The organism is Exiguobacterium artemiae 255-15 (assembly GCF_000019905.1).
Lineage (GTDB): Bacteria > Bacillota > Bacilli > Exiguobacteriales > Exiguobacteriaceae > Exiguobacterium_A > Exiguobacterium_A artemiae.
On the sequence record NC_010556.1, the window covers coordinates 290,866 to 310,420 of the forward strand.

The window sequence follows — 19,555 nt, forward strand, 5'->3', positions numbered from 1 at the left end:
GAGAGGGAGGTGAGGATCTTTGGGAAGGCGTTGCTTAAAATCGGTCAGGTCGCGGAGGCCACCGGCTTATCAAAACGGACCATCGACTACTATACATCGCTCGGTTTATTAACAACAGAGCGGACACCAGCTGGTTATCGTTTGTATACGGAAGATGTCGTCCAGCATATTCAAAAGATTGAGTATTTAAAGACACAACGGCTTTCCCTGCAAGAGATTCTTGCTTTCTTCACCGAGCGTGAAGTCAAAACGGGTGATGCCATTTATCAAGAAGTACAGCAGCTTCAAGAAAGCGTCAACGGTCTCGAACAGCGTTTATTGCAATCGACCGACTATGAGAAACAGGAGATTCGTCTCGAACTGTCTCAACGTCTGACATTGATTGCTTCCCTGATTGCGCAGCTGTAACAACAAAATGGAGGTGACCCCTGTTTAGGGGATTTTGGATACTATATTATTTATCAATTTATTTTTAGTGGTGTTATTGATCGTGTTGACCGCGTTTTTTGTTGGATCAGAGTTTGCGGTCGTCAAGGTACGGATGTCGCGTCTGGATCAAATGATTCAGGAAGGAAATAAGAGTGCCGTCCTCGCGAAGAAGATTGCCGGGGACCTGGACTATTACTTGTCTGCCTGTCAGCTTGGCATCACGGTAACGGCACTTGGTCTTGGTGCACTCGGTGAACCGACCGTCGAAAAAATCCTGCACCCGGTGTTTGATGAATTCGGCGTCTCGGCTGCCGTCTCGACTTTGTTGTCATTCGGGATTGCCTTTGTTTCCGTGACGTTCCTACACGTCGTCATCGGAGAACTTGCTCCGAAGACGTTAGCGATTCAATATGCGGAAAAAATGACCTTATTGTTTGCCCGTCCCCTGTATATCTTCGGGAAAATCCTGTATCCGTTCATTTGGTTACTCAATGGTTCAGCCCGCTTTTTCCTTGGATTATTCGGTGTCAAACCGGCTGGTCACGAACAAGCCCACTCAGAAGATGAATTGAAAATCATCATGGCACAAAGTTTTCAAAGCGGAGAAATCAATCAGACGGAACTCGCACTGATGCAGAATGTTTTTGCATTTGACGAGCATATCGTCAAAGATTTGATGGTTCCACGGATGCGAATGGCGACGATCTCAGAACGATTGTCAAAAGACGAGCTGATGGAAATATTCATGGATAATCCGTTTACCCGTTATCCGGTCACGGAAGAAAATGATAAGGACCGGATTCTCGGTTATGTCAACGTCAAGGAGATGTTGACGGACTTCGCCAATGGAAACCATCATCCGGTCACACATTACGTGAAGGATTTACCGGTCGTCTCGGAAGTCACTTCGCTCCAGGACACGTTACGGAAGATGAAAAAGACGCGGTCACATATCGTCCTCGTCGTTGATGAGTATGGCGGAACAGCCGGCATCGTCGCGATGGAAGACTTACTCGAAGAAATCGTCGGTGAGATTCGGGACGAGTTTGATACGGATGAAGTCGAAGAAATTCAAGAGTTGCCGAACAATGAGTATTTGGTCGCGGGAACCGTTTTGCTTGAAGATCTCGAAGCCCGGTTCGGTATGACGTTTACGAACGACGAAGACGTCGATACGATCGGCGGTTGGATCCAAATGCATAACATCGACCTGCAACCGGGAGAACACATTGATACGGAAGCCTTCTCGGTCGAAGTGATCGAGATGGAGAACTATCAAATCAATCAGATCAAATTATGGTTACATCCGCTTGAACAAGCGGAATAACCGACAGCATCTTTCGTCCTGTACGAAAGGTGCTTTTTTTTTTAGGACAAGTCATCAGTCAAAAATTGAAAATCCGACTGATTGTGTAAAGAAGACAAATCGTAGTAGGGAAACGAGGGAGGAAGCGGGAAAGAGTAAAGAGACGAGAGATTATTTTTTTTTGAGAAGGGAGACGTCCAGTGCTTGAGCAAATCCCGTTTTTACTCAGCCGTTTAGGCATGTTAGCCTTATTGGCTTTTTTATTGTCGCAATGGCGGATATCACGCCATTTGTTTCAAACGTCATCGCGCCGCAGTCATCGTTTTATTTTGCTGGGTGTGTTTGTCGTATCGGGTATTCTGATGAACTATGCCGGAATCGGTCTTTCGACGGACGAAACGATTGATCCGTTGATCGGATTAGCCGTTTCACCGGAACAGTGGGTTATCGATACGCGGTTGACGATCATCGTCACGAGCGGTCTGCTCGGTGGTCCGCTCATCGGCGGTCTGACCGGAGTACTCGTCGGATTTCACCGCTACTATCTCGGTGCATTCGGTGCGGAATCGGCCTGGATCATTGCGGTCGGAACCGGATTGTTGAGTGGACTGTACAGCCGCCAGTGGCGCAGGAAAGACGGTTATTCCTTGCTCCAACCGATTGGTATCGTCTTAACTGCTGTCATCCTCGACATTGGTGTAGCATTGATGTTGGCGCCGGACCAAGCCCTTGTACTGGAATTGACACGTCAAGCCGTCTTTCCGATGTTGTTTACGAATGCAGTCGGAATCAGTGTCTTCATTGCGATCTTACGGACGCAGTTGAAAATTGAGAATGAATTGTTCGTTCGCGAATCCGCACGTTCCTATCGTTTATTGGATGCGATTCGTCCGTTGCGTAAAAGTGGCATGACGGTTGATGTCGCCCGGAAAATCGGATCGACAATCTTGGAAGAAACGAAAATCAACCGTGTCGTTTTACTTGGACCGGATGGGATTTTGGCCGATGTCCGGACGGGACACGATACAGCGGATTTATTCCAGCATCAGACGATTTTGGAATGGGTGGAGACGGCTGCCGTTTACCGGTCGGAAGATGAGCTGACGCGTCAAATCATCTCGTTTCATCCTTTACAGGTCGAGGGGAAGAAAGCTGGCATTGTCTGTTGGTTTCCGGTCCATCTGTTCGATGATACGATGGAGCGAACGATGGAACAGTTGGTGGATCTTTTGGCACGCGAACTTGTCGTTCACCAAGAGGAACAACTGAATCAATTTCCGAACACCAGTATTAAACCGATCCTGAGTCCGAACTACCTCCTCGGGATCGTCGATGAAATCCATCAGACGGCTGATCCGGATACCCCGGTCAAACAACAGCTCGGAGCTTTGCGACAACTGCTTACGACAGCACGACGACTCGACATGTATCCCTTACGTGAAGAATTACTGACCTTAAAATCTTACTTGTCGCTGGAAGGAATCCGCCGGCATCATCCATTGACACCGGCTGCGGTCACGATTGATTTAGATATCGAAACGGCCGTTGAAGAACATTTTGTCTTTCCGTTGCTCGTGACACAGCTTGTCGATAATGCGTTACGCCATGCCTTTCCCCAAAGCGGTCCGTATCACCGGATTGATGTCCGGGCATTTCAGGAAGAGACACACTGGGTGCTTGAAGTGTCGGACAACGGAGTCGGCATACCGGCCGAATTCTTAAAACGCTGGGAGCAGGATAAAAAGACGCAAACGAGTAATTTGTTTTTATTACGACGTGCTCTTCACCGGCGATACGGTGAGCAGGCGGGGTGTACGATTTATTCCCGACCGGGTGGAACACGCCTGAAACTGACGTTGCCCCTTACGACCGATCAGATGTAACAATCGTTCGATTCGGATTACCGGAATCGAACGATTGTTTTTTTTTAGCCAATCCTGGGTAAAAATGAAAGCAAGAGTAGATCGATACAGGAGGATAAGCGCATGATTACAACAAAAGAAGTCGGTTTTTCCGGCGAGCAGCCGATCATCGCTTTTACATTGATGAATCGTAACGGACACAGCGTGGAATTACTCAATTTGGGCGGGAAAATCACGGCAATCCGTGTTCCGGATCAACACGGGACAATTGAGAATGTCGTCTTAGCCTTTGATGATATGGAAGAATATTTAGAAGATCCCCACCATTTAGGGGCAACAATCGGACGGGTCGGCGGGCGGATCGCCAACGGAGCGTTTGCATTAGAAGGGATGAACTATATCCTGGAGCAAAACGAAGGAGAGCATCACCTTCATGGAGGGAGCGTCAACTGGTCGAATCGTTTTTTTGATTATGAAATCGACGGTGAGCTGTTACATCTGCTCTTGACGAGTCCGGATGGAGAAAACGGCTATCCGGGTCAACTGGATGTCCGGTTGACGATTGACTGGACGGACGAAGATGTACTGATTTTGACGTATCACGCGACGACGACGGCATCGACACCATTCAGTCCGACGAATCATACGTATTTTAATTTGACAGGAAATGCGAAAACGACGATTGAGCAACATCGTCTCCGGATGGATGCACCGTTTTACGTACCGCTAAATGAAGAGTCGGTTCCGACGGGCGAGATTTTATCCGTCAACGAGACCGTCTTTGACTTCCGCAAAGCGCGTTCTCTGTATGAAGTGACGCATGCGAGTGACGAAGCGTTGCGCCAGGCCGGCAGTGGTGTTGACCACCCGTTTTTACTGAAAGAAGGCGGAGAAATCGTCTTAGAGGAACCGGTCAGTGGCCGGATTTTACGTGTGGAAACCGATCAACCGGGTGTCGTCGTCTATACGGGAAATCATTTGGCAGGAGACTTTACAATCGCCGGGCGCCGGGCGACACCCTATCTCGGGATTTGTCTTGAGACACAAGGATTGCCGGACGCGATCAATCAACCGGATTTTCCGTCTGTCGTTTTGCGGGCAGGCGAGGTCTATGAAAAGCGGACAACCTTCCAATTTAGTCGAGTGCAGTAACGTTTTTTTGCTAACATCCGAAGCGAATGTGGTAGGATAAAGCGAGAAGAATCTAACGGAGGCATAGGAAAATGACTAAAATAGCATGGGTGACCGATAGTATGGCCTATTTCAAAAAGGAAGAAGCGGAAGCCATCGGTGTCAATGTCGTACCAATTCAAATTTTACTTGGTGAGACAGCCTACAATGAAGACACGATTACCGTCGAACGGTTATTCCGGGCGCTTGAGGCAGACAAGAAGTTAGTCGCCAAAACCTCACAACCGATTTTCGGGGAATTCGTTGGAACGTATGAACGCTTGAAAGAAGAAGGATACGACTGTGCGATTGCGGTTCACTGTACGAACGGTCTGTCGAGTACAGTCCAAAGTTCCGCTTCAGCAGCGGAAGCAGCGAGCTTCCCGGTCCATATCATCGATTCCCATACGGCGTTTGAGAACCAGCAGGAATTCATCCGGATCGGAATGGCGCTTGAAGCAGAAGGCAAGTCAGTCGAGGAAATTACGGCTGCCTTGCATGCATTGGCAAAGAAGACACATTTTTATATGATCGTCGGGAACATGGAGACGATGCGCCGGGGTGGACGTGTCTCGTCCGGTGATTTGTTCCTTGCTAACCTGCTCAGCATCAAACCAATCATCACGACGGATGAAGCGGGAAAAATCGTCCCGTTTAAAAAAGCGCGGTCGCTGAAAAAGGCGTACATCGAAATCATCAAACAGGTCGAAGAAGCGATGCGTCAGCATACGTTTTATAAAAACCGGATTTATGTCGCGACGACGATGGCACCAGAGATGGCAGCCGATTTACGGACACAAGTCGCAGCAAAATTCCCGGAACTGACGGTGCTCGACGGCACGTTCGGTCCGGCAATCGGAACACACGCCGGAGCAGAAACAGTCGGCTTGTTCTGGCTGAATGACTAAAAAACAATGAAAAACCAGAATCGATTCCTTGAGACAGGGAACAGATTCTGGTTTTTTTCTTGTATTTCAGGCAAGAATAATTCCTAAAAAAGCGGCACCAATTCCGCAGAGGTAACTGAGTCCGAGATACAAAACCAGTGTCTTTCGATTTTGATTCTGGATGAGCTGTAACGTTTCCAGCTTAAAGGTCGAAAACGTCGTAAATGAGCCGAGAAATCCTGTCCCGAGCAACAACGTCCAGGTCGAATCGAGGTGGGAGCCGATGACAAGACCGAGTAAAAACGAACCGAGCACATTGATGATGAAGGTCGCCAGCGGAAAATCCTTTTTCCAAACCGTTTTGGTCCATTGGCTTAAGGCGAAGCGGCTGATTGCCCCAAAAAAGGCACCGGTCGCAAGCGCGAGGAAATTCATGAGACCTCCTCCTTTTGAAAGCGGCGTAACCGGCGTGTTCCAAGTAGATAACCAACGTAAGACAACAATAAGCCCCCAAACAAACTGAGACTGATATAGGCGAACGCATAACTATAGACACCAGCCCGCAACAATTCAACCGATTCGACACTGAACGTCGAGAAGGTCGTGAAGGAACCGACAAAACCGGTTCCGAGTGCCGTCATTGCATACTGATGCAGTAAGGTCGTCTTAAATAAAAAATGTGTCGCGTAACCTAATACGAAGCAACCGATTAAATTGATGGTTAACGTCGTCCACGGGAACGCACCCACCACCACATTTCCGATGAGAAGACCAAGACCATACCGGGCAGAGGCGCCGAGTATGCCGGCGAGCCCGACTAATAGATAGAGCATAAGGAGCCCCCTTCCACTCATTTTTGTATTCAACATACGCTTTTCAGAAATCATGCGTCAAGTCATGAAAATTTTCATAGAGACTAAACGTCATCTTAAAATTGGACGATAAGAAAAGTGTACGAATCTAATAGAAGGAGTTTTGCAGATGGTCTCACCGCTTGAACGATTGAGTACAAAAATACTCTCTCGTCTGATTCCTGTATTGATCACAGTTGCCCATCCCTTGATTTTTATTTTTGCCCAAATCGGCTATGTCCCGATGAGCGTCTTTTACCAATTTTTAGCCGGTGGACTGTTATTAACAATCGCGTTGCTTGCCGGAAATCAGTTTTTTGGTGAAAAGCCAAGTGGGAAATACATTCAAATCGTCTTGACGTACCTTGTCCTGGCACTGGTGCTTATCACCTTACCGTCCCAAAGCATCTGGACGATTGCCTATCTCTATCTGACGATCTCGATTGTCTATCTCATCCCGCACCTGGTCGTGCTCGCAGGTGTCCTCGGATTGTTTGAACTGGTTCTCTTTACGCTGCTCGGAACGATCGTCTTTACGAACACGTTTGACATGATCGTCGCTTTCGTTATCTACTTGATGATCTTTTCGGCAGCGACGTTCGTCGCCGTATTTGGGCGAAACGTCATGCGGGAAGTCAAACGTCAACAAGAAAAAGCCGAACATTACGCGGAGACGTCTCAACTGACGCTTCGTCAGTCAGCGGCGACCGCGACGGATGTCACGACGTTCACGGAAGAGATGAGTGAAACGGTCGATACGGCAAAAGTCTCGTTTGAGAAAATTGATCAGGCGATGCAGATGTTGGCTGATAATTCTTCGAAAAATGCCCAATCCGTCCGACAGATCAAACGGATGAACACCGATAACGTCGAGTTGATGACGGATGTCGCGACAGCCGTCGACCGGGCACTTGTCCTCAGTTCGTCATCAAAAGTCACGGCCGAGCAAAGCCAGGCTACGATCAGCGAGGCCGGCGAGTCGTTACAGCAATTAACCGAAAGTATGGATGAATCGGTCACCGCCTTTGGACAGCTCGCCGGACGCTTCAAAGAGATCGTCAGCATCACCTCGAGCATCAATGCGATTGCGACACAAACCAATCTATTGAGCTTAAATGCCTCAATCGAAGCGGCACGTGCCGGTGAATTCGGTAAAGGGTTCACCGTCGTCGCCCAGGAAATCCGGAATTTGTCCGCGCAGACGGCAGCGGCTTCGACGGAAATCAATCAGATCATCGAACGGGTTGATCGTGATGTCATGCAGACCGGTAATTCGATTGATGCCAGCACCAATTTACTGCGGGAGCAGGAAGCGCGGATGCAACGGAGTCAAATCGCGTTGCAGACGATTGCGGCAGACTCCAATGATTCCGTGCAGGCGATCAGCGGAGCGCAACAGCAATTCGCGACGATTACAAATAGTCTCTCGAATATCGCACAGGCTACCGGACAACTCGACGCCTTCATGGATCTGTTACTGACGAGCAGTGATCAACTGTCCGGTCTGACGCGGTCGCAAGTCGAACAAATTGGTGATTTACAGCAAGCGATTCATACACTAAACGAGACCGCATTAACCCTTCAACAGACGGCCCATGCCTGACACCTGTGTACCGATTCTTAAGAGTCGGTGCACTTTTTTCGTTTGTCGCAAGTGGTGAACGGGAACAACTAAGAGGTACAACAATCAGAGGAGGAAATCACATGAAAGCAGCCTATATTGAACAGTACGGTGGATCGGAACAATTTAAAGTGGGGGAACTGGACCGTCCGATCGTCGGAGCAGATGACGTCTTGATTGCGGTGCATGCAGCAAGTGTTAATCCCGTTGATTGGAAGTTGCGTGAAGGATACTTAAAGGAAATGCTCAGTTACGATATGCCGCTCGTCATTGGTTGGGATGTCTCCGGTGTCATCGAAGAAGTCGGAGAGAACGTGACAGACTTGAAGGTCGGTGATGAAGTGTTCAGCCGTCCGGATATTGCCCGTCAAGGGACTTATGCGGAATATGTCGCCGTCGACGCCCATCTTGTCGTCAAGAAACCGGAAGCGCTGACGTTTGAGGAGGCAGCATCACTGCCGCTCGTCGCCCACACGGCATGGCAGGTCATGTTTGAAGTGATGGACGCGAAAGCAGGGGATAAAATCTTTATCGGTGCCGGTTCAGGCGGTGTCGGAACAGTCGCGATTCAACTCGCGAAAGCGCACGGGCTGCATGTCATCACCTCGACGAGCACAAAAAACGTCGACTGGGTCAAAGCGCTCGGAGCAGACGAAGTCATCGATTACAAACAGGAAGATCCGGCAGATCGTGTCCGTGATCTTGATTTTGTGTTTGATACGATGGGCGGCGACGGACAAGCAAAGCTGTACCAGATGCTTAAACCAAACGGAATGCTCGTCTCGATTTCAACACCACCGGACGAAGATCAGGCGAAGGAAGCACAGGCACGCGTCGCCTATGTCTTCATGCAACCGACAGGCGAGCGGCTGCAACATATCGCTCAAGCAGTGGAACGGGGAGAGTTGAAACCGGTTGTCGATCGGATTTTTGATTTAGATCAAATTAAAGAAGCGCATGATTACGGAGAAGAAGGTCATGCGAAAGGGAAAATCGTCATTAAAGTGAAGTGAGCAAGAAAACAGAACGCGCTCTCAAATAGACGAAAGTCAATAGCTTACGTAATCTATGAGATACACAGGCAAGACTTCGCTTTCCTCGGGCGAAACGTGAGCCTCCTCGTCGCATGCGCGACTTGCGGGGTCTCACCGGTTCCGCTTTTCCCGTAGGAGTCTTCGTTTTGCCTGCTTCTCTAACAAGCTATTGAAAATCACACAAGAAAGCCGATCCCTTTTTTTCAAAAGAAGAGGGATCGGCTTTTTGCATAAAGCTGGATTTTGATGGTCTCAATACACCTGTTCGGATGCCAACAGTCGGTCGAGTAACTGTAACGTGTCCGGTTGATTAATCAGCATCTGTTGCAAGTGCGACCGTTCTTCCTGTAAGAATTCCCGGTAGAGACGTGCCGCTTCGATATGCGTTGCCGGGACGAGGACGTTATAAATCGCTTCAAGACGTAGACGTGGAGATTCCGGTAAATAGTCAGGAACCGTTTTTAAACCGAGTTGCGCCCGGTCAGGAACATACCGGTGCAACAGGACTTTGGCAAATTTGATTAGTGCACTCCGTAACATCTCGACCGCCCATAATCCATTCCCGCGACCGGCTGCTTTTTGATACTGGAACAGAAACCAGACGGAATCAATCGCTTCATCCGCAGCTTCTTGTGTCCCGAGTGCCAAAGAAGAAGTCTCGACGTACGCATCGAGTTGTCTTTTCGGATCATACAAGACACGAATCGTATCGGAATGGTTCAACGATTCGCGCGTCACCGTAAACAGGTCGACATGCAGGAGATCATCGTACACGACAATTAGTTGCGGTGCGACAATGAAGATATCGTCTTTCCAGATGATCGGGCGATAGACGGACAGATGCGTCAGTCGACGGGTTAGAAATTTCGCCATCCGTTCTTCGGATACTAAACAGTAAAGATCGATATCCGAATAGACATCTTCTTCACCGCGTCCAAATGAACCTTTCAAAAAAATCGCTTCGACAGCCGGATCTTGCCGTAAACGTGCTACTAACTGTTCAATCGCATGAAGTTGATGCATGGGGCTCGCTCCCTTATATAGTCTATTCCGTCAGTATACGTGAAATAAGGGAGATTATTCCATTAAAAAGAGCGATTCGTTCAAAATGAATCGCTGGTACTAGAAGCAAGTGTTGGTGTCGTATCTTGAAGCATGTCTTTCTGCGCCAAATGTTCTACGTGTTTTTCGCCCCAGGCATTGATAGCGTTCAGAACAGGAATCAATGTTTTTCCGTAATCCGTCAGCGAGTATTCAACTCGCGGCGGGACCACCTGATAGATTTCGCGATGGACGATATCGTTCAGCTCGAGTTCCCGAAGCTGGGCTGTCAGCATTTTTTGCGTGATGTTCGGGAGATTCCGTTTCAGTTCACTGAATCGGAGCGTGTCATGCGTGATCAGTTCGAGCAAAATCGAGGGTTTCCATTTCCCGGTCAGAATTTCGAGTGCCGTCTCGACGCGGCAGCTTGGTGTCTCTTCCATGGCGGTTCCTCCTTCATGGTATCGTTTAGGATACTATACCACTTCTTTGTGCCTACTTCCGTTCCTGTCACTTCTGATTGATAATGAAGATACGAAGCGAACTTATGAGGAGGAAGCAAAATGAACATCAATCCAAACATTACACTCGGACCGGTCAGCTTACGGATTACCAATCTGGAACAATCGATTGCGTTTTACCGGGATGCACTAGGCTTAACGGTTTTAAGACAAGACGAACAGACGGCAACACTTGGTGCGAAGACGACACCGCTCGTCATTCTGGAGCAACACAGTACGGCAAAACAACTCCCGAAAAATTCAGTGGCGGGTCTGTATCATTTCGCGATTTTATTACCGAACCGGAAAGAACTCGGATTCGTCATTCGTAACTTGATTGCCCAAGGAATTGAACTCGGGCAAGGGGATCATCTCGTCAGCGAAGCGTTTTATTTATCAGATCCGGACGGAAACGGGATTGAGATTTATGCCGATCGTCCGCGTGATACATGGACGTATGAAGCAAATGGAGACGTCAAAATGACGACGGATCCGGTCGACTGGCAAAGTATGCTCGTCGAGGCGGGAGAGGAAGACTGGTACGGCATGCCGGCAGAGACCGTCATGGGACATGTCCATTTCCATGTGAAGTCACTTGAAGCAGCGCGGAAGTTTTATGTGGAGACACTCGGATTTGATGTCGCAGCGGATGCTTCCCGGATGCGTGCATTGTTCCTTGCTGCCGGCGGCTACCACCACCATATCGGAACGAACGTCTGGTCAGGGGTTGATGCACCGAAAACACCGGCTGATGCGGTTGGCTTAAAATACTGGACGTTAATTTATCCAGACGCGGCTTCGCGTGAAACGGCAGTCGCAGCACTCGAACAATCTCCTTACGAAGTCAACCGGCAAGAGGATGCAGTCTACGTCACGGATGATGCCGGCATTACCGCCCGTTTACTCTCTAAAGGATAATCACCATAGAAAAAAGCGATTTCGATAACGAAATCGCTTTTTTGACGTCTTTTAATTTTGACCGGATAAAGCTGATGGGGCATTGCCGTCATAACGGCTGATCAGTTCGTAAGGACGGACTTTATAAAGGGCATGCGGGAAGTAATGCGGATCCATCGCGTCAAGCGTCCGCAACTGGAAGTGTTCCCGTTTGATATACGTGTCGATGTTCTCCCGGTTCAAGTCGAAGAAACCGACTTCTGCCGTTTCCCCTTCTTGCGGACGGAGTTCTCCGCCGGTATACGTACCGCGGAAGGCGACACACAGGACGTGGCTTGAGACGTTTTGATAAATACCGGTAATGCCTTCAATCGTGACATCCGCTCCAGTTTCTTCTTTGACTTCCCGTTTAACAGCATCGAGAATCGATTCATGGTTCTCGACCTGGCCGCCCGGCATTTCATACGTGTCACCACGATGGAGATTGCGGACGAGCAGGACTTCGCCGGCTTCATTTGTAATATAAGCGGTGACACTGACGATGGCGCGTGGCGGAGCATAGACGCCGGTTGCTGTCAAAAAATCTTCCGTTGATTTAATATAAAGGTTTTTTCCGAGACGGGCGCGTTTTTTCATGGCTTCGCGGCGTAACGTACTGCCACGGACGTCCCGGTCGACTTGTTCGTAATGTTCGCGATCACGGTATTCCCAGATGGCGATGACTTCATCTTCTGCTTCATTCACCCAACGACCGACAAGGCGGGCGCCGTGGCTGATTTGTAAAGGGTAGAGATACGTGTGAAAGAACTCGGTAAATTCCTGCAGTCGTTCCGGGCGGATTGTGTAGGTCTTCCGGCGATGTAACATGGAAATTCCTCCTCTATCTTTTAAGCAGTTAGGTTCCTTGACTACCTTCTCGCATCAGGTGGCATATCCCTGCCTGTTCCTCCAATTCGACATACATTTTGCGAGAAAAGAAAAACTAAAGAAAAGAAGAGGGCTCAACTCAAGGAAATTCGGGCATACTTTAATTATAGAGAGAAAAAAAGGACGTGAGAGAATGGTGGATGTTATGGCATTGGTCCGGTTGGCAGGAGGTATCATGTTTACGCCGCTATCCGACGATGTATTGATGATGGGATATGCCGCATTACGGATCCGCGAAGGCATGCATCCGGTTTTGATTTGGTTAGCCGCATGGCCTGTCTTTTTCATTGCCTTTGCTTGGTTTTACTTATTGGCACGCTTTTTCCGTGAAATTCCACTCGTCAAACGGTTGATGAAATCGAAATTCCTGGAGCAGGCTGAATCGATTTTAGAACGCCGTGGATTATGGGCGATCGGTTTGTCCTTTTTCTTACCTGGAGTCCGCCATCCGATCCATTATGTTGCCGGATTACTCGGTTATCCGTTATCCCGTTATTTGGCGATGACATTCGTTGCGGCAGGGCTGTACACCGGATTATGGACTTTTTTAATCGTACGAATCGGGCAGACGGTCACTTGGTCGGAACTGGGAATGTGGTTAAGTGAACATCCAAGTATGGTACTTCTGATTATTGCGGCATTATTGACGATTATTATTTCCGGTGTCGTGCACGCGAAACGACGCAATCGTTTAAAAAAAGAAGAAGAATTTGTCACGGAATAATGCTGTTGAATACTGTTTACATCCAGGATTCGACAGGATTGTTCTGTACAAAACAACATCCCCTTCAGAAATGAGTTCTGAAGGGGATGTTTATTGTTTAGGTGTACATTCTTATGCGTTTTGACGTTTGCGTGCGAGGACGATTCCGGCTGCACCGAGTGCGAGACCGAAGAGTGCGATCGCACCAGTCGTACCTGCTGTATTGTTGTCGCTCATGCCGCCGTTACCTGTGTTCGGCATTGAACCTGGTGTACCGTCCATGAATTTCTCAGGTGATTGTTTGACGATCGCTTCACCGAGGTTTTCACCGACGCCGTACATGTAAGCATACGACTCACGGAATGTGTCAGCTGATCCTTTGTAGTCGCCTTCGACATACTGCATGAATGTATCTTGGACGTATGTCTCATGACCAGAGACTGCTTCTTGTGCTGCTTTTGTCGGAAGGTTTTCTTCTGTTGCTGCGCCAAGGAATGCACCAAAGTCATTTGAGAACATTTTAAGCATGTCTTGCGCGTCACCCATCAATTTCTTGTCATCGTTAATCGCTGCTGTGACGAGGTTTGCTTGCGCTTCGATGTGGTTTTTCGTCCAAACTTGCTCGAATTGATCCGCGCCCGCTTGACCGTAGACTGATTTCATAGCCGCTTTGAAGTCAGCTGTGTGCATGTCTTCTGCCCAGTTTGCTGCATCGTAGTCTTTCGCTTGGTCGACGCCGGCTGTCATGCTGATGTTGGCAAGTGCCACGTGTTCAGCTGCGAGGCTGTTGAGTGTTGACCGGAGGTCAGCGGCTTTTGTGTCCGCTTTCGTGTTGTCGAACTTCTCAGGCATCTGTGTTGTGATCGCGACGGAGAGTGCTTTTGAGATATCATACATGCGGCTGTAACCTTCACGGAACGTGTTGTACGATCCTTCGTAGTCACCAGCTGCATATTGTTGGAATGTTTTATAGACGTCCGCTTCATGGGCACGGAGAACTTCTTCCGCTGCTGCCTTCGGCAGTTTACCTTCTGTTGCTGTGTCGAGGAAGCTCGAAAGGTCCTGGACGAACCCTTCTGTTTCCGCTTTCGACGCGTTGATGCCGTCTTGATCGTCCGCTTTGACGGCTTTGACGAGATCCGTTGTGTATTTGTTGTGGTCAACGAAGATTTTTTCGAATTGTTTTGCGCCTTCGTCGCCGTACACAGAAGCGATCGCCGGTGTCATGTCGAGTGCGTTCTGTTTCAGTGCCGCTTCATAATACTGAGCATCTTTTGATCCGTCATATTGTTTTTTCATGTCCATGACGGCAAGCACGAAGTGCTCTGAGAGTAACTGATCGAGTGTTGCACGGAGGTCAGCGGCTTTTGTTTTGACCGTGACGTTCTTCGCGCTCTCCTCGTGTTTCATGTCGTCTCCGCCACCGGAAGCGAATGCTGCCGTTCCTGGTAATACGAGTGCTGCTGCCATGGCTGTTGCTGCGAATTTTTTCGTGTTTTTCATCTTGTCTCATCCTCTCAAATTTAGGTGTTTATTTTAACCAATCTGGTAATTCATTTCCTCATCGTTCTGAACAGCATACGCACCCGGTTTTGAATTGGATTTAAAAAAGATTAAAAAATATGAAAAAATTTCAAAATCATTTAACTCACTTGTAAAGAAACTAAGTGTTTTCTTATTATATGTACGAAATTATTGTGTGGAATTTAACGAAGCAACTACTTAATTAACACGCAGAGATATCACCGGATTGGCAAAAAATCGCCATAGTGTCAGCGGTCCGCAAATTGTGTAACCGCTTATACTTAATAAGCGTTCACCAGCTGGACATATTTTTCACGGATGTACGGAAAACTGAAATCACTGAAGGGGTGGGGAGAGAAAAGAACACGTAGAATAAGACAGCAGACTCGTGACAACACGTGTGCCATCATAACTCATCTTACATATTGTCATGAGAACATCTACTTAACGAAGAAGCGGGGATTGAACATGAATCAACTCGAGACGAGGGGAACAGAACAGAAAACGGAAAACCGTTCCGCATCATCATTTTACCGGACGGTTTGGCGCTGGCACTTTTATGCCGGACTGATTTTTGCACCATTTCTTGTCATGCTTGCCGTGACGGGATCGATTTACTTATTCAAACCACAAATCGAGAATGTGTTATATCAGAAGTATTATGAAGTGACACCGCAAGAAAACCGGATTTCAGCGACGGCACAAATCAATGCTGTCAAAGCAAACTATCCGGACGCAAGTATTACGAAGTACCGCCCCGGAGAAACCGATGCACGGTCGAGTGAAGTGAAGATTGCGACGGCAGAGGCCTCGTCGACGGTCTTCATCAATCCGTACACCGGAAAAATTATCGGCGAACTGGCGGATGATGACCGGATCATGAATAAAGTCGAAGAAATCCACGGCGAATTGATGGCCGGGACAATCGGAGACCGGATCGTTGAACTTGTTGCCTGTTGGGCGATTGTCTTAATCGTAACAGGATTATTTTTATGGTTCCCGCGTAAAAAAGCAGCCGGTTGGAGTGGTGTCTTGATTCCGCGTCTGCGCCAGGGGAAAAAAATCTTCCGACGTGATTTGCACGCGGTGCCGGCCTTTTGGATTACGGCCGGGATGTTATTCCTGATTTTGACGGGATTGCCGTGGTCCGGTTTTTGGGGCGCCAATTTCCAATCAGTTGCAACCAATCAAGGACTTGGTTATCCACCATCGATTTGGGGAGGAGATGCGCCGGTATCAGCCGTTCAAACGAAAGATGTGGCAGAAGTCCCGTGGGCAGCGGAGACGCTTGACGTGCCGAAATCAAACGTCGAAGGACTTGTTCCGGCATCAATCGATGACATTGTATCAATCGCCAAACAACAGGGGATGGATCCAAGCTTCGCGATCAGCATTCCGAGTGATCCGGCAGGTGTCTACACACTGTCGGCCTACCCGGCGAAAGCGGAAAATGAAGCGACGATTCATCTCGATCAATATTCTGGTGCTGTTTTAGCGGATTACCGGTTTGCTAACTATGGGCTTGTCGGTAAAATCGTTGCACTCGGTATCACGCTGCACAAAGGAACTGAATTCGGTCTGATCAATCAATTGATCAGTTTAGCCATTTGTCTTGGAATCATCTTGGTAGCGGTCAGTGGATTCTATCTATGGTTGAAACGGAAACCGGGCAAAGGGATGGGGGCACCGAAAGGACCGCCGGCGAAATCCATCAAATGGTTTATTCTCGTGCTGATTATCCTCGGTGTCCTGTTCCCGCTGGTTGGTCTGTCGTTAATTGTGGTCTGGCTGGTGGATTTCATCATCATCCGGCGAATTGCGGTTCTAAGGAGGTTTTTGAATGCGTAAGTCCATCCAAGGTCTTTTAGTAAGTGGACTGATTGTCACCAGTACCGGTCTTGCAGGATGTAGTGTTACGTCTGACGCGGCAGAACATTACGCAGTCTCAGCACCGCTGTCTGTAAAGTTTGAAATTCCGAAAGTACTGAAAGCTGATCAGGAAAAACAGTACCGATTCGGAGCAACACTGTGGCAGGATCAAAAAGCAGTTAAAGAAGCGGAATATGTCCATTTTGAAATCTGGAAAGCAGATGGAACACTTCGGTACAGTATGGAACCGGCAGATGAAACGAAACCGGGAGTTTACTCGATTGAGAAGAAATTGCCGAAGGAAGGTCTGTATTACATCAAAGTTCACGCCAGCAGTAACGGGGCGATGATTATGCCGACCAGACAGTTTATTGTCGGCGAACTGTCCGCCAACGACTTAAAAATCTTGCAAGGCGGTGCGAAACCGGCTGGTGGAAGCAGCGGGCATCATCATTAAAAAAATAGAACAGTCAAACAGGGTAATGGATTTGAATCCATCATCCTGTTTTTTTTAATGGAAATCTGAAGTTAAAAGTATTTGTTTTTCGAATAAAAATATTTCGAATAAAAAAATTAAAAACATAAAACTATTTGTGAACTCCTTACGTTATCTGTGTGTAGTTTAAAAAAACAAAGGGGTGTTCATAAGATGAAGATGAAAAAGTCGTATCTCGCCGTCCCACTCAGTGCCGCATTATTGATTCCGGCAGCAGGCGTCAGTGCCCATGGTCATGAAGATCATAGCAAGATGTCCCACAGTTCAGGCAAAGTATCTCTAGATTTCTCGTCTCCCGCATCGGATTTGCGAGCGACGCTCGATCAGCTTCTATCTGAACATGCGTACTAGAATCGCCGGATTTGAACACGCTTGGAGCAGTCAAGCCGATTCTTTGGTCGAACCGTGTCCTGCTCTTATCGGGTTGCGTCAGTATCGGACTGTTGCTGTTGACCTATCAAAAACGCCTGCCGTTCCTGCTCGGCAGTCTGTTCTGTCTCCTTGGTGTCAGCCTGCTCTACATCGGACTCGTGTATACGTTCTAAAACAGCCACCTTCTCAACGATCGGAGAATGGTGGCTGTGTTCTGTCATTTTGTTGTAGGGGCACACCCTGTCGCTTTGGCAAGCAGCTTCGAGTAAGCCCGGGCACCTTTGATGTTCAAGTGGACACCGTCCTGTTCGAAGTACGACGGATGTTTGACGGCAACGGCATGCCAATCAATGAGCGTCACCCGTTTGCGTTCAGCGGCTTGCTTCAGCATTGTGTTGACCTCTCGTTCCCACGGACGCGGCACCCGTGTCGTCACCAGATACACCTGATCGGCATTGGCGAACCGGTCGAGTAATTCCTCTAACTGTTCGGGACGGAAACTGCCGTTTGTCCCGAGGTGCAGGATGACTTGATGGTCGGTGTGATTGTACGCCGCATACTTCGTGCTGAGCGGAATGGCTTCCCGGAGCTGACGTCCGAGCTTGGCGTCAATCGTCACTTGCTGAAGCTTACTGCCAAGGTAATCTTCCACTCCGAGCAACACCGAGTCGCCGATCGCGAGCGTCGGGCGGCACATCGACCGTGTACGTTTCTCCGGCACCGGGTTCGTCGGTTTTTTGACAAGTACCGGTTTGGAATGCGGCGCCGCGACTGTCGGAATCGATTGTTGAGCCGGTTCGTCCGACACGGCAAGAATCGATAAATTCCCGATGAAGCTGAGGAGAAGCAGACTGGCAAGGGAAACAGAGACCCACTTCGTCCGGGAAAACTGCCGGAAGGTCCGCGGGTGAATCTGAAATTGCCGGATGTATCCAAGCAGACCAAGCCGGCGGACCGGACGTTCGACGAACTGATAGGACAGTTCGGTCACGATGACCAGGATGACGAGAATCCCGAGATTCCGGAGCCAGGAAAATGTTCCGGTTTGTTCAATGGGCGTCATCAAGGTGATCAGCGGGAAATGCCATAAATACAGACCGTATGACCGTTTACCGATGGCGATCAGCCACTGGGCTGCGAATAACCGGCTCCAAAAAGACGCCGGATGAGCAACAACGGCGATCAGTAACGCCGCAAGAACAGCGACGAATACAAATCCGCCATAATACAGAAAACGACCGTACTCACTTGTCACGAGCATCAGCACAACAAGCACCGGGACAATCACGGCACCGGTCACGTTCAATAACCGGACACCCCGTGACGGAATCTCTTTCTTAAACCGTTCCGGTCGCCAAGCAAAGGCAAGCAGACTGCCGATCAACAAGGCAAACAACCGGGTATCGGTTCCGTAATAGACACGGCTTGGATCCATTCCCGGTGTAAACAAAATCGCCATCAGGAGTGCGGACAGCAGGGCAAGCAGTGCGATTCCCCGGAGCAACAGCCGTTTTGATGCGAGCCCAAAACTGAGCACAATCGGAAATATCAAGTAAAACTGTTCCTCGATCGCAAGCGACCATAGGTTTTGAATCGGTGACGGTTTGCCGAACGATTCGAAATAAGAGACGTCATGGACGATATACCACCAGTTCGTCATGTAGACGAGGGCAGCCATGATGTCCTGGCGAAGCATATGTAACAAGTCCCGCTCAAACACTGTGACATAACTGAGGACAAGAACGAGCAGGACGAACAGCGGCGGGAATAACCGGCGGAACCGGTGCACCCAAAACCGTTTTAAATCGATGCGACCGGTCTGTTGCCACTCACTGAGCAACAAGCCGGTAATCAAGTAACCCGACAGGACAAAAAACACATCCACGCCGAGAAACCCGCCGGTCAGCATCGGTACTGACAGATGGTACAAAATAACAGCGATGACAGCGAACGCACGCAGACCATCGAGTCCGGGCATATATGTGGTCGAACGGTTGAATGATTTCATAAGTAAGGAGCTCCTCCATGGCTGTGCCTAAAGAATGATATTCTCTAGTATATCGAAT

The 19,555-nt window shown here is 48.7% G+C and carries 20 protein-coding genes; 13 read left to right on the plus strand and 7 right to left on the minus strand.

Annotated elements, in window-relative coordinates:
* The first annotated feature begins 30 nt into the window (after window positions 1-30).
* From EXIG_RS01595 to EXIG_RS01615, 5 genes are all read left to right on the plus strand, one after another.
* Window positions 31-408, plus strand: a complete 378-nt coding sequence (locus tag EXIG_RS01595; protein WP_234944558.1) for a MerR family transcriptional regulator — start codon at window positions 31-33, stop codon at window positions 406-408.
* Between the two features lie 34 nt (window positions 409-442).
* Entirely contained in the window at window positions 443-1,756 is a 1,314-nt protein-coding gene (locus tag EXIG_RS01600; protein WP_012369184.1) for a hemolysin family protein, read from the plus strand.
* 179 nt (window positions 1,757-1,935) lie between these two features.
* A complete protein-coding gene (locus tag EXIG_RS01605) occupies window positions 1,936-3,618 on the plus strand; it encodes a LytS/YhcK type 5TM receptor domain-containing protein (RefSeq protein WP_012369185.1) in 1,683 nt (560 codons plus the stop codon).
* A gap of 102 nt (window positions 3,619-3,720) precedes the next feature.
* Window positions 3,721-4,749, plus strand: coding sequence for an aldose epimerase family protein (locus EXIG_RS01610; RefSeq protein WP_012369186.1), 1,029 nt, complete (start codon window positions 3,721-3,723; stop codon window positions 4,747-4,749).
* Between the two features lie 71 nt (window positions 4,750-4,820).
* Window positions 4,821-5,675: a DegV family protein gene (locus EXIG_RS01615; RefSeq protein ID WP_012369187.1), complete on the plus strand. Its 855-nt coding sequence runs from the start codon at window positions 4,821-4,823 to the stop codon at window positions 5,673-5,675.
* 66 nt (window positions 5,676-5,741) lie between these two features.
* On the opposite strand, the gene crcB (EXIG_RS01620) is transcribed toward EXIG_RS01615, so the two are convergent.
* Window positions 5,742-6,089 (minus strand): fluoride efflux transporter CrcB, encoded by a 348-nt coding sequence (gene crcB / locus EXIG_RS01620; RefSeq protein ID WP_012369188.1) that lies wholly within the window; start codon window positions 6,087-6,089, stop codon window positions 5,742-5,744.
* A complete protein-coding gene (crcB, locus tag EXIG_RS01625) occupies window positions 6,086-6,487 on the minus strand; it encodes a fluoride efflux transporter CrcB (RefSeq protein WP_012369189.1) in 402 nt (133 codons plus the stop codon). Before crcB (EXIG_RS01625) ends, crcB (EXIG_RS01620) begins: the two co-directional genes overlap by 4 nt.
* 148 nt (window positions 6,488-6,635) lie before the next feature.
* Here crcB (EXIG_RS01625) and EXIG_RS01630 point away from each other — a divergent pair, with 148 nt between their 5' ends.
* Together EXIG_RS01630 and EXIG_RS01635 are read left to right on the plus strand one after the other, a co-directional pair.
* On the plus strand, window positions 6,636-8,108 hold the full coding sequence (locus tag EXIG_RS01630; protein WP_012369190.1) for a methyl-accepting chemotaxis protein: 1,473 nt from the start codon (window positions 6,636-6,638) through the stop codon (window positions 8,106-8,108).
* Window positions 8,109-8,209: 101 nt separating this feature from the next.
* Window positions 8,210-9,139, plus strand: a complete 930-nt coding sequence (locus EXIG_RS01635; RefSeq protein ID WP_012369191.1) for an NADP-dependent oxidoreductase — start codon at window positions 8,210-8,212, stop codon at window positions 9,137-9,139.
* Between the two features lie 273 nt (window positions 9,140-9,412).
* On the opposite strand, the gene EXIG_RS01640 is transcribed toward EXIG_RS01635, so the two are convergent.
* Both EXIG_RS01640 and EXIG_RS01645 read right to left on the minus strand, forming a co-directional pair.
* Window positions 9,413-10,183, minus strand: a complete 771-nt coding sequence (locus tag EXIG_RS01640; protein ID WP_012369192.1) for a nucleotidyltransferase domain-containing protein — start codon at window positions 10,181-10,183, stop codon at window positions 9,413-9,415.
* 80 nt (window positions 10,184-10,263) lie between these two features.
* Window positions 10,264-10,644: a winged helix-turn-helix transcriptional regulator gene (locus EXIG_RS01645; protein ID WP_012369193.1), complete on the minus strand. Its 381-nt coding sequence runs from the start codon at window positions 10,642-10,644 to the stop codon at window positions 10,264-10,266.
* A 120-nt stretch (window positions 10,645-10,764) separates the two neighbouring features.
* On the opposite strand from EXIG_RS01645, the gene EXIG_RS01650 reads away from it, so the two are divergent.
* Complete coding sequence (locus tag EXIG_RS01650; RefSeq protein ID WP_012369194.1) at window positions 10,765-11,619, plus strand: VOC family protein; 855 nt, start codon at window positions 10,765-10,767, stop codon at window positions 11,617-11,619.
* 51 nt (window positions 11,620-11,670) lie between these two features.
* On the opposite strand, the gene EXIG_RS16250 is transcribed toward EXIG_RS01650, so the two are convergent.
* Window positions 11,671-12,465: an NUDIX domain-containing protein gene (locus EXIG_RS16250; protein WP_012369195.1), complete on the minus strand. Its 795-nt coding sequence runs from the start codon at window positions 12,463-12,465 to the stop codon at window positions 11,671-11,673.
* A gap of 193 nt (window positions 12,466-12,658) precedes the next feature.
* Here EXIG_RS16250 and EXIG_RS01660 point away from each other — a divergent pair, with 193 nt between their 5' ends.
* Window positions 12,659-13,249, plus strand: a complete 591-nt coding sequence (locus EXIG_RS01660; RefSeq protein WP_012369196.1) for a DedA family protein — start codon at window positions 12,659-12,661, stop codon at window positions 13,247-13,249.
* Between the two features lie 111 nt (window positions 13,250-13,360).
* Here the strand turns inward: EXIG_RS01660 and EXIG_RS01665 are convergent, their stop codons facing one another.
* Window positions 13,361-14,731: a hypothetical protein gene (locus EXIG_RS01665; RefSeq protein ID WP_012369197.1), complete on the minus strand. Its 1,371-nt coding sequence runs from the start codon at window positions 14,729-14,731 to the stop codon at window positions 13,361-13,363.
* 489 nt (window positions 14,732-15,220) lie between these two features.
* Between EXIG_RS01665 and EXIG_RS01670 the strand changes: the two genes are divergently transcribed.
* The 4 genes from EXIG_RS01670 (at window position 15,221) to EXIG_RS01685 (ending at window position 17,662) form a co-directional block, all read left to right on the plus strand.
* Window positions 15,221-16,600 carry a PepSY-associated TM helix domain-containing protein gene (locus EXIG_RS01670; RefSeq protein WP_012369198.1) on the plus strand — a complete coding sequence of 460 codons (1,380 nt, stop codon included), beginning with the start codon at window positions 15,221-15,223 and terminating at the stop codon, window positions 16,598-16,600.
* On the plus strand, window positions 16,593-17,078 hold the full coding sequence (locus EXIG_RS01675; protein WP_012369199.1) for a FixH family protein: 486 nt from the start codon (window positions 16,593-16,595) through the stop codon (window positions 17,076-17,078). The genes EXIG_RS01670 and EXIG_RS01675 overlap by 8 nt, the downstream gene beginning before the upstream one ends.
* Before the next feature lie 192 nt (window positions 17,079-17,270).
* Entirely contained in the window at window positions 17,271-17,468 is a 198-nt protein-coding gene (locus EXIG_RS01680) for a hypothetical protein (RefSeq protein ID WP_012369200.1), read from the plus strand.
* An 11-nt stretch (window positions 17,469-17,479) separates the two neighbouring features.
* Window positions 17,480-17,662 carry a hypothetical protein gene (locus EXIG_RS01685; RefSeq protein WP_041261434.1) on the plus strand — a complete coding sequence of 61 codons (183 nt, stop codon included), beginning with the start codon at window positions 17,480-17,482 and terminating at the stop codon, window positions 17,660-17,662.
* 44 nt (window positions 17,663-17,706) lie between these two features.
* On the opposite strand, the gene EXIG_RS01690 is transcribed toward EXIG_RS01685, so the two are convergent.
* Entirely contained in the window at window positions 17,707-19,497 is a 1,791-nt protein-coding gene (locus EXIG_RS01690) for an acyltransferase family protein (RefSeq protein ID WP_012369201.1), read from the minus strand.
* Window positions 19,498-19,555 lie beyond the last annotated feature (58 nt).

Excerpts from the sequence above, each read along its gene's own strand:
- EXIG_RS01675 (WP_012369199.1), top strand. The coding sequence starts at position 16,593 with ATGCGTAAGTCCATCCAAGGTCTTTTAGTAAGTGGACTGATTGTCACC.
- EXIG_RS01630 (WP_012369190.1), top strand. The coding sequence starts at position 6,636 with ATGGTCTCACCGCTTGAACGATTGAGTACAAAAATACTCTCTCGTCTG.
- EXIG_RS01635 (WP_012369191.1), top strand. The coding sequence starts at position 8,210 with ATGAAAGCAGCCTATATTGAACAGTACGGTGGATCGGAACAATTTAAA.
- EXIG_RS01640 (WP_012369192.1), bottom strand. The coding sequence starts at position 10,183 with ATGCATCAACTTCATGCGATTGAACAGTTAGTAGCACGTTTACGGCAA.
- EXIG_RS01610 (WP_012369186.1), top strand. The coding sequence starts at position 3,721 with ATGATTACAACAAAAGAAGTCGGTTTTTCCGGCGAGCAGCCGATCATC.
- EXIG_RS01660 (WP_012369196.1), top strand. The coding sequence starts at position 12,659 with ATGGTGGATGTTATGGCATTGGTCCGGTTGGCAGGAGGTATCATGTTT.
- EXIG_RS01665 (WP_012369197.1), bottom strand. The coding sequence starts at position 14,731 with ATGAAAAACACGAAAAAATTCGCAGCAACAGCCATGGCAGCAGCACTC.
- EXIG_RS01680 (WP_012369200.1), top strand. The coding sequence starts at position 17,271 with ATGAAGATGAAAAAGTCGTATCTCGCCGTCCCACTCAGTGCCGCATTA.
- EXIG_RS01650 (WP_012369194.1), top strand. The coding sequence starts at position 10,765 with ATGAACATCAATCCAAACATTACACTCGGACCGGTCAGCTTACGGATT.
- crcB (WP_012369189.1), bottom strand. The coding sequence starts at position 6,487 with ATGCTCTATCTATTAGTCGGGCTCGCCGGCATACTCGGCGCCTCTGCC.
- EXIG_RS01690 (WP_012369201.1), bottom strand. The coding sequence starts at position 19,497 with ATGAAATCATTCAACCGTTCGACCACATATATGCCCGGACTCGATGGT.
- EXIG_RS01645 (WP_012369193.1), bottom strand. The coding sequence starts at position 10,644 with ATGGAAGAGACACCAAGCTGCCGCGTCGAGACGGCACTCGAAATTCTG.
- EXIG_RS16250 (WP_012369195.1), bottom strand. The coding sequence starts at position 12,465 with ATGTTACATCGCCGGAAGACCTACACAATCCGCCCGGAACGACTGCAG.
- crcB (WP_012369188.1), bottom strand. The coding sequence starts at position 6,089 with ATGAATTTCCTCGCGCTTGCGACCGGTGCCTTTTTTGGGGCAATCAGC.
- EXIG_RS01615 (WP_012369187.1), top strand. The coding sequence starts at position 4,821 with ATGACTAAAATAGCATGGGTGACCGATAGTATGGCCTATTTCAAAAAG.
- EXIG_RS01670 (WP_012369198.1), top strand. The coding sequence starts at position 15,221 with ATGAATCAACTCGAGACGAGGGGAACAGAACAGAAAACGGAAAACCGT.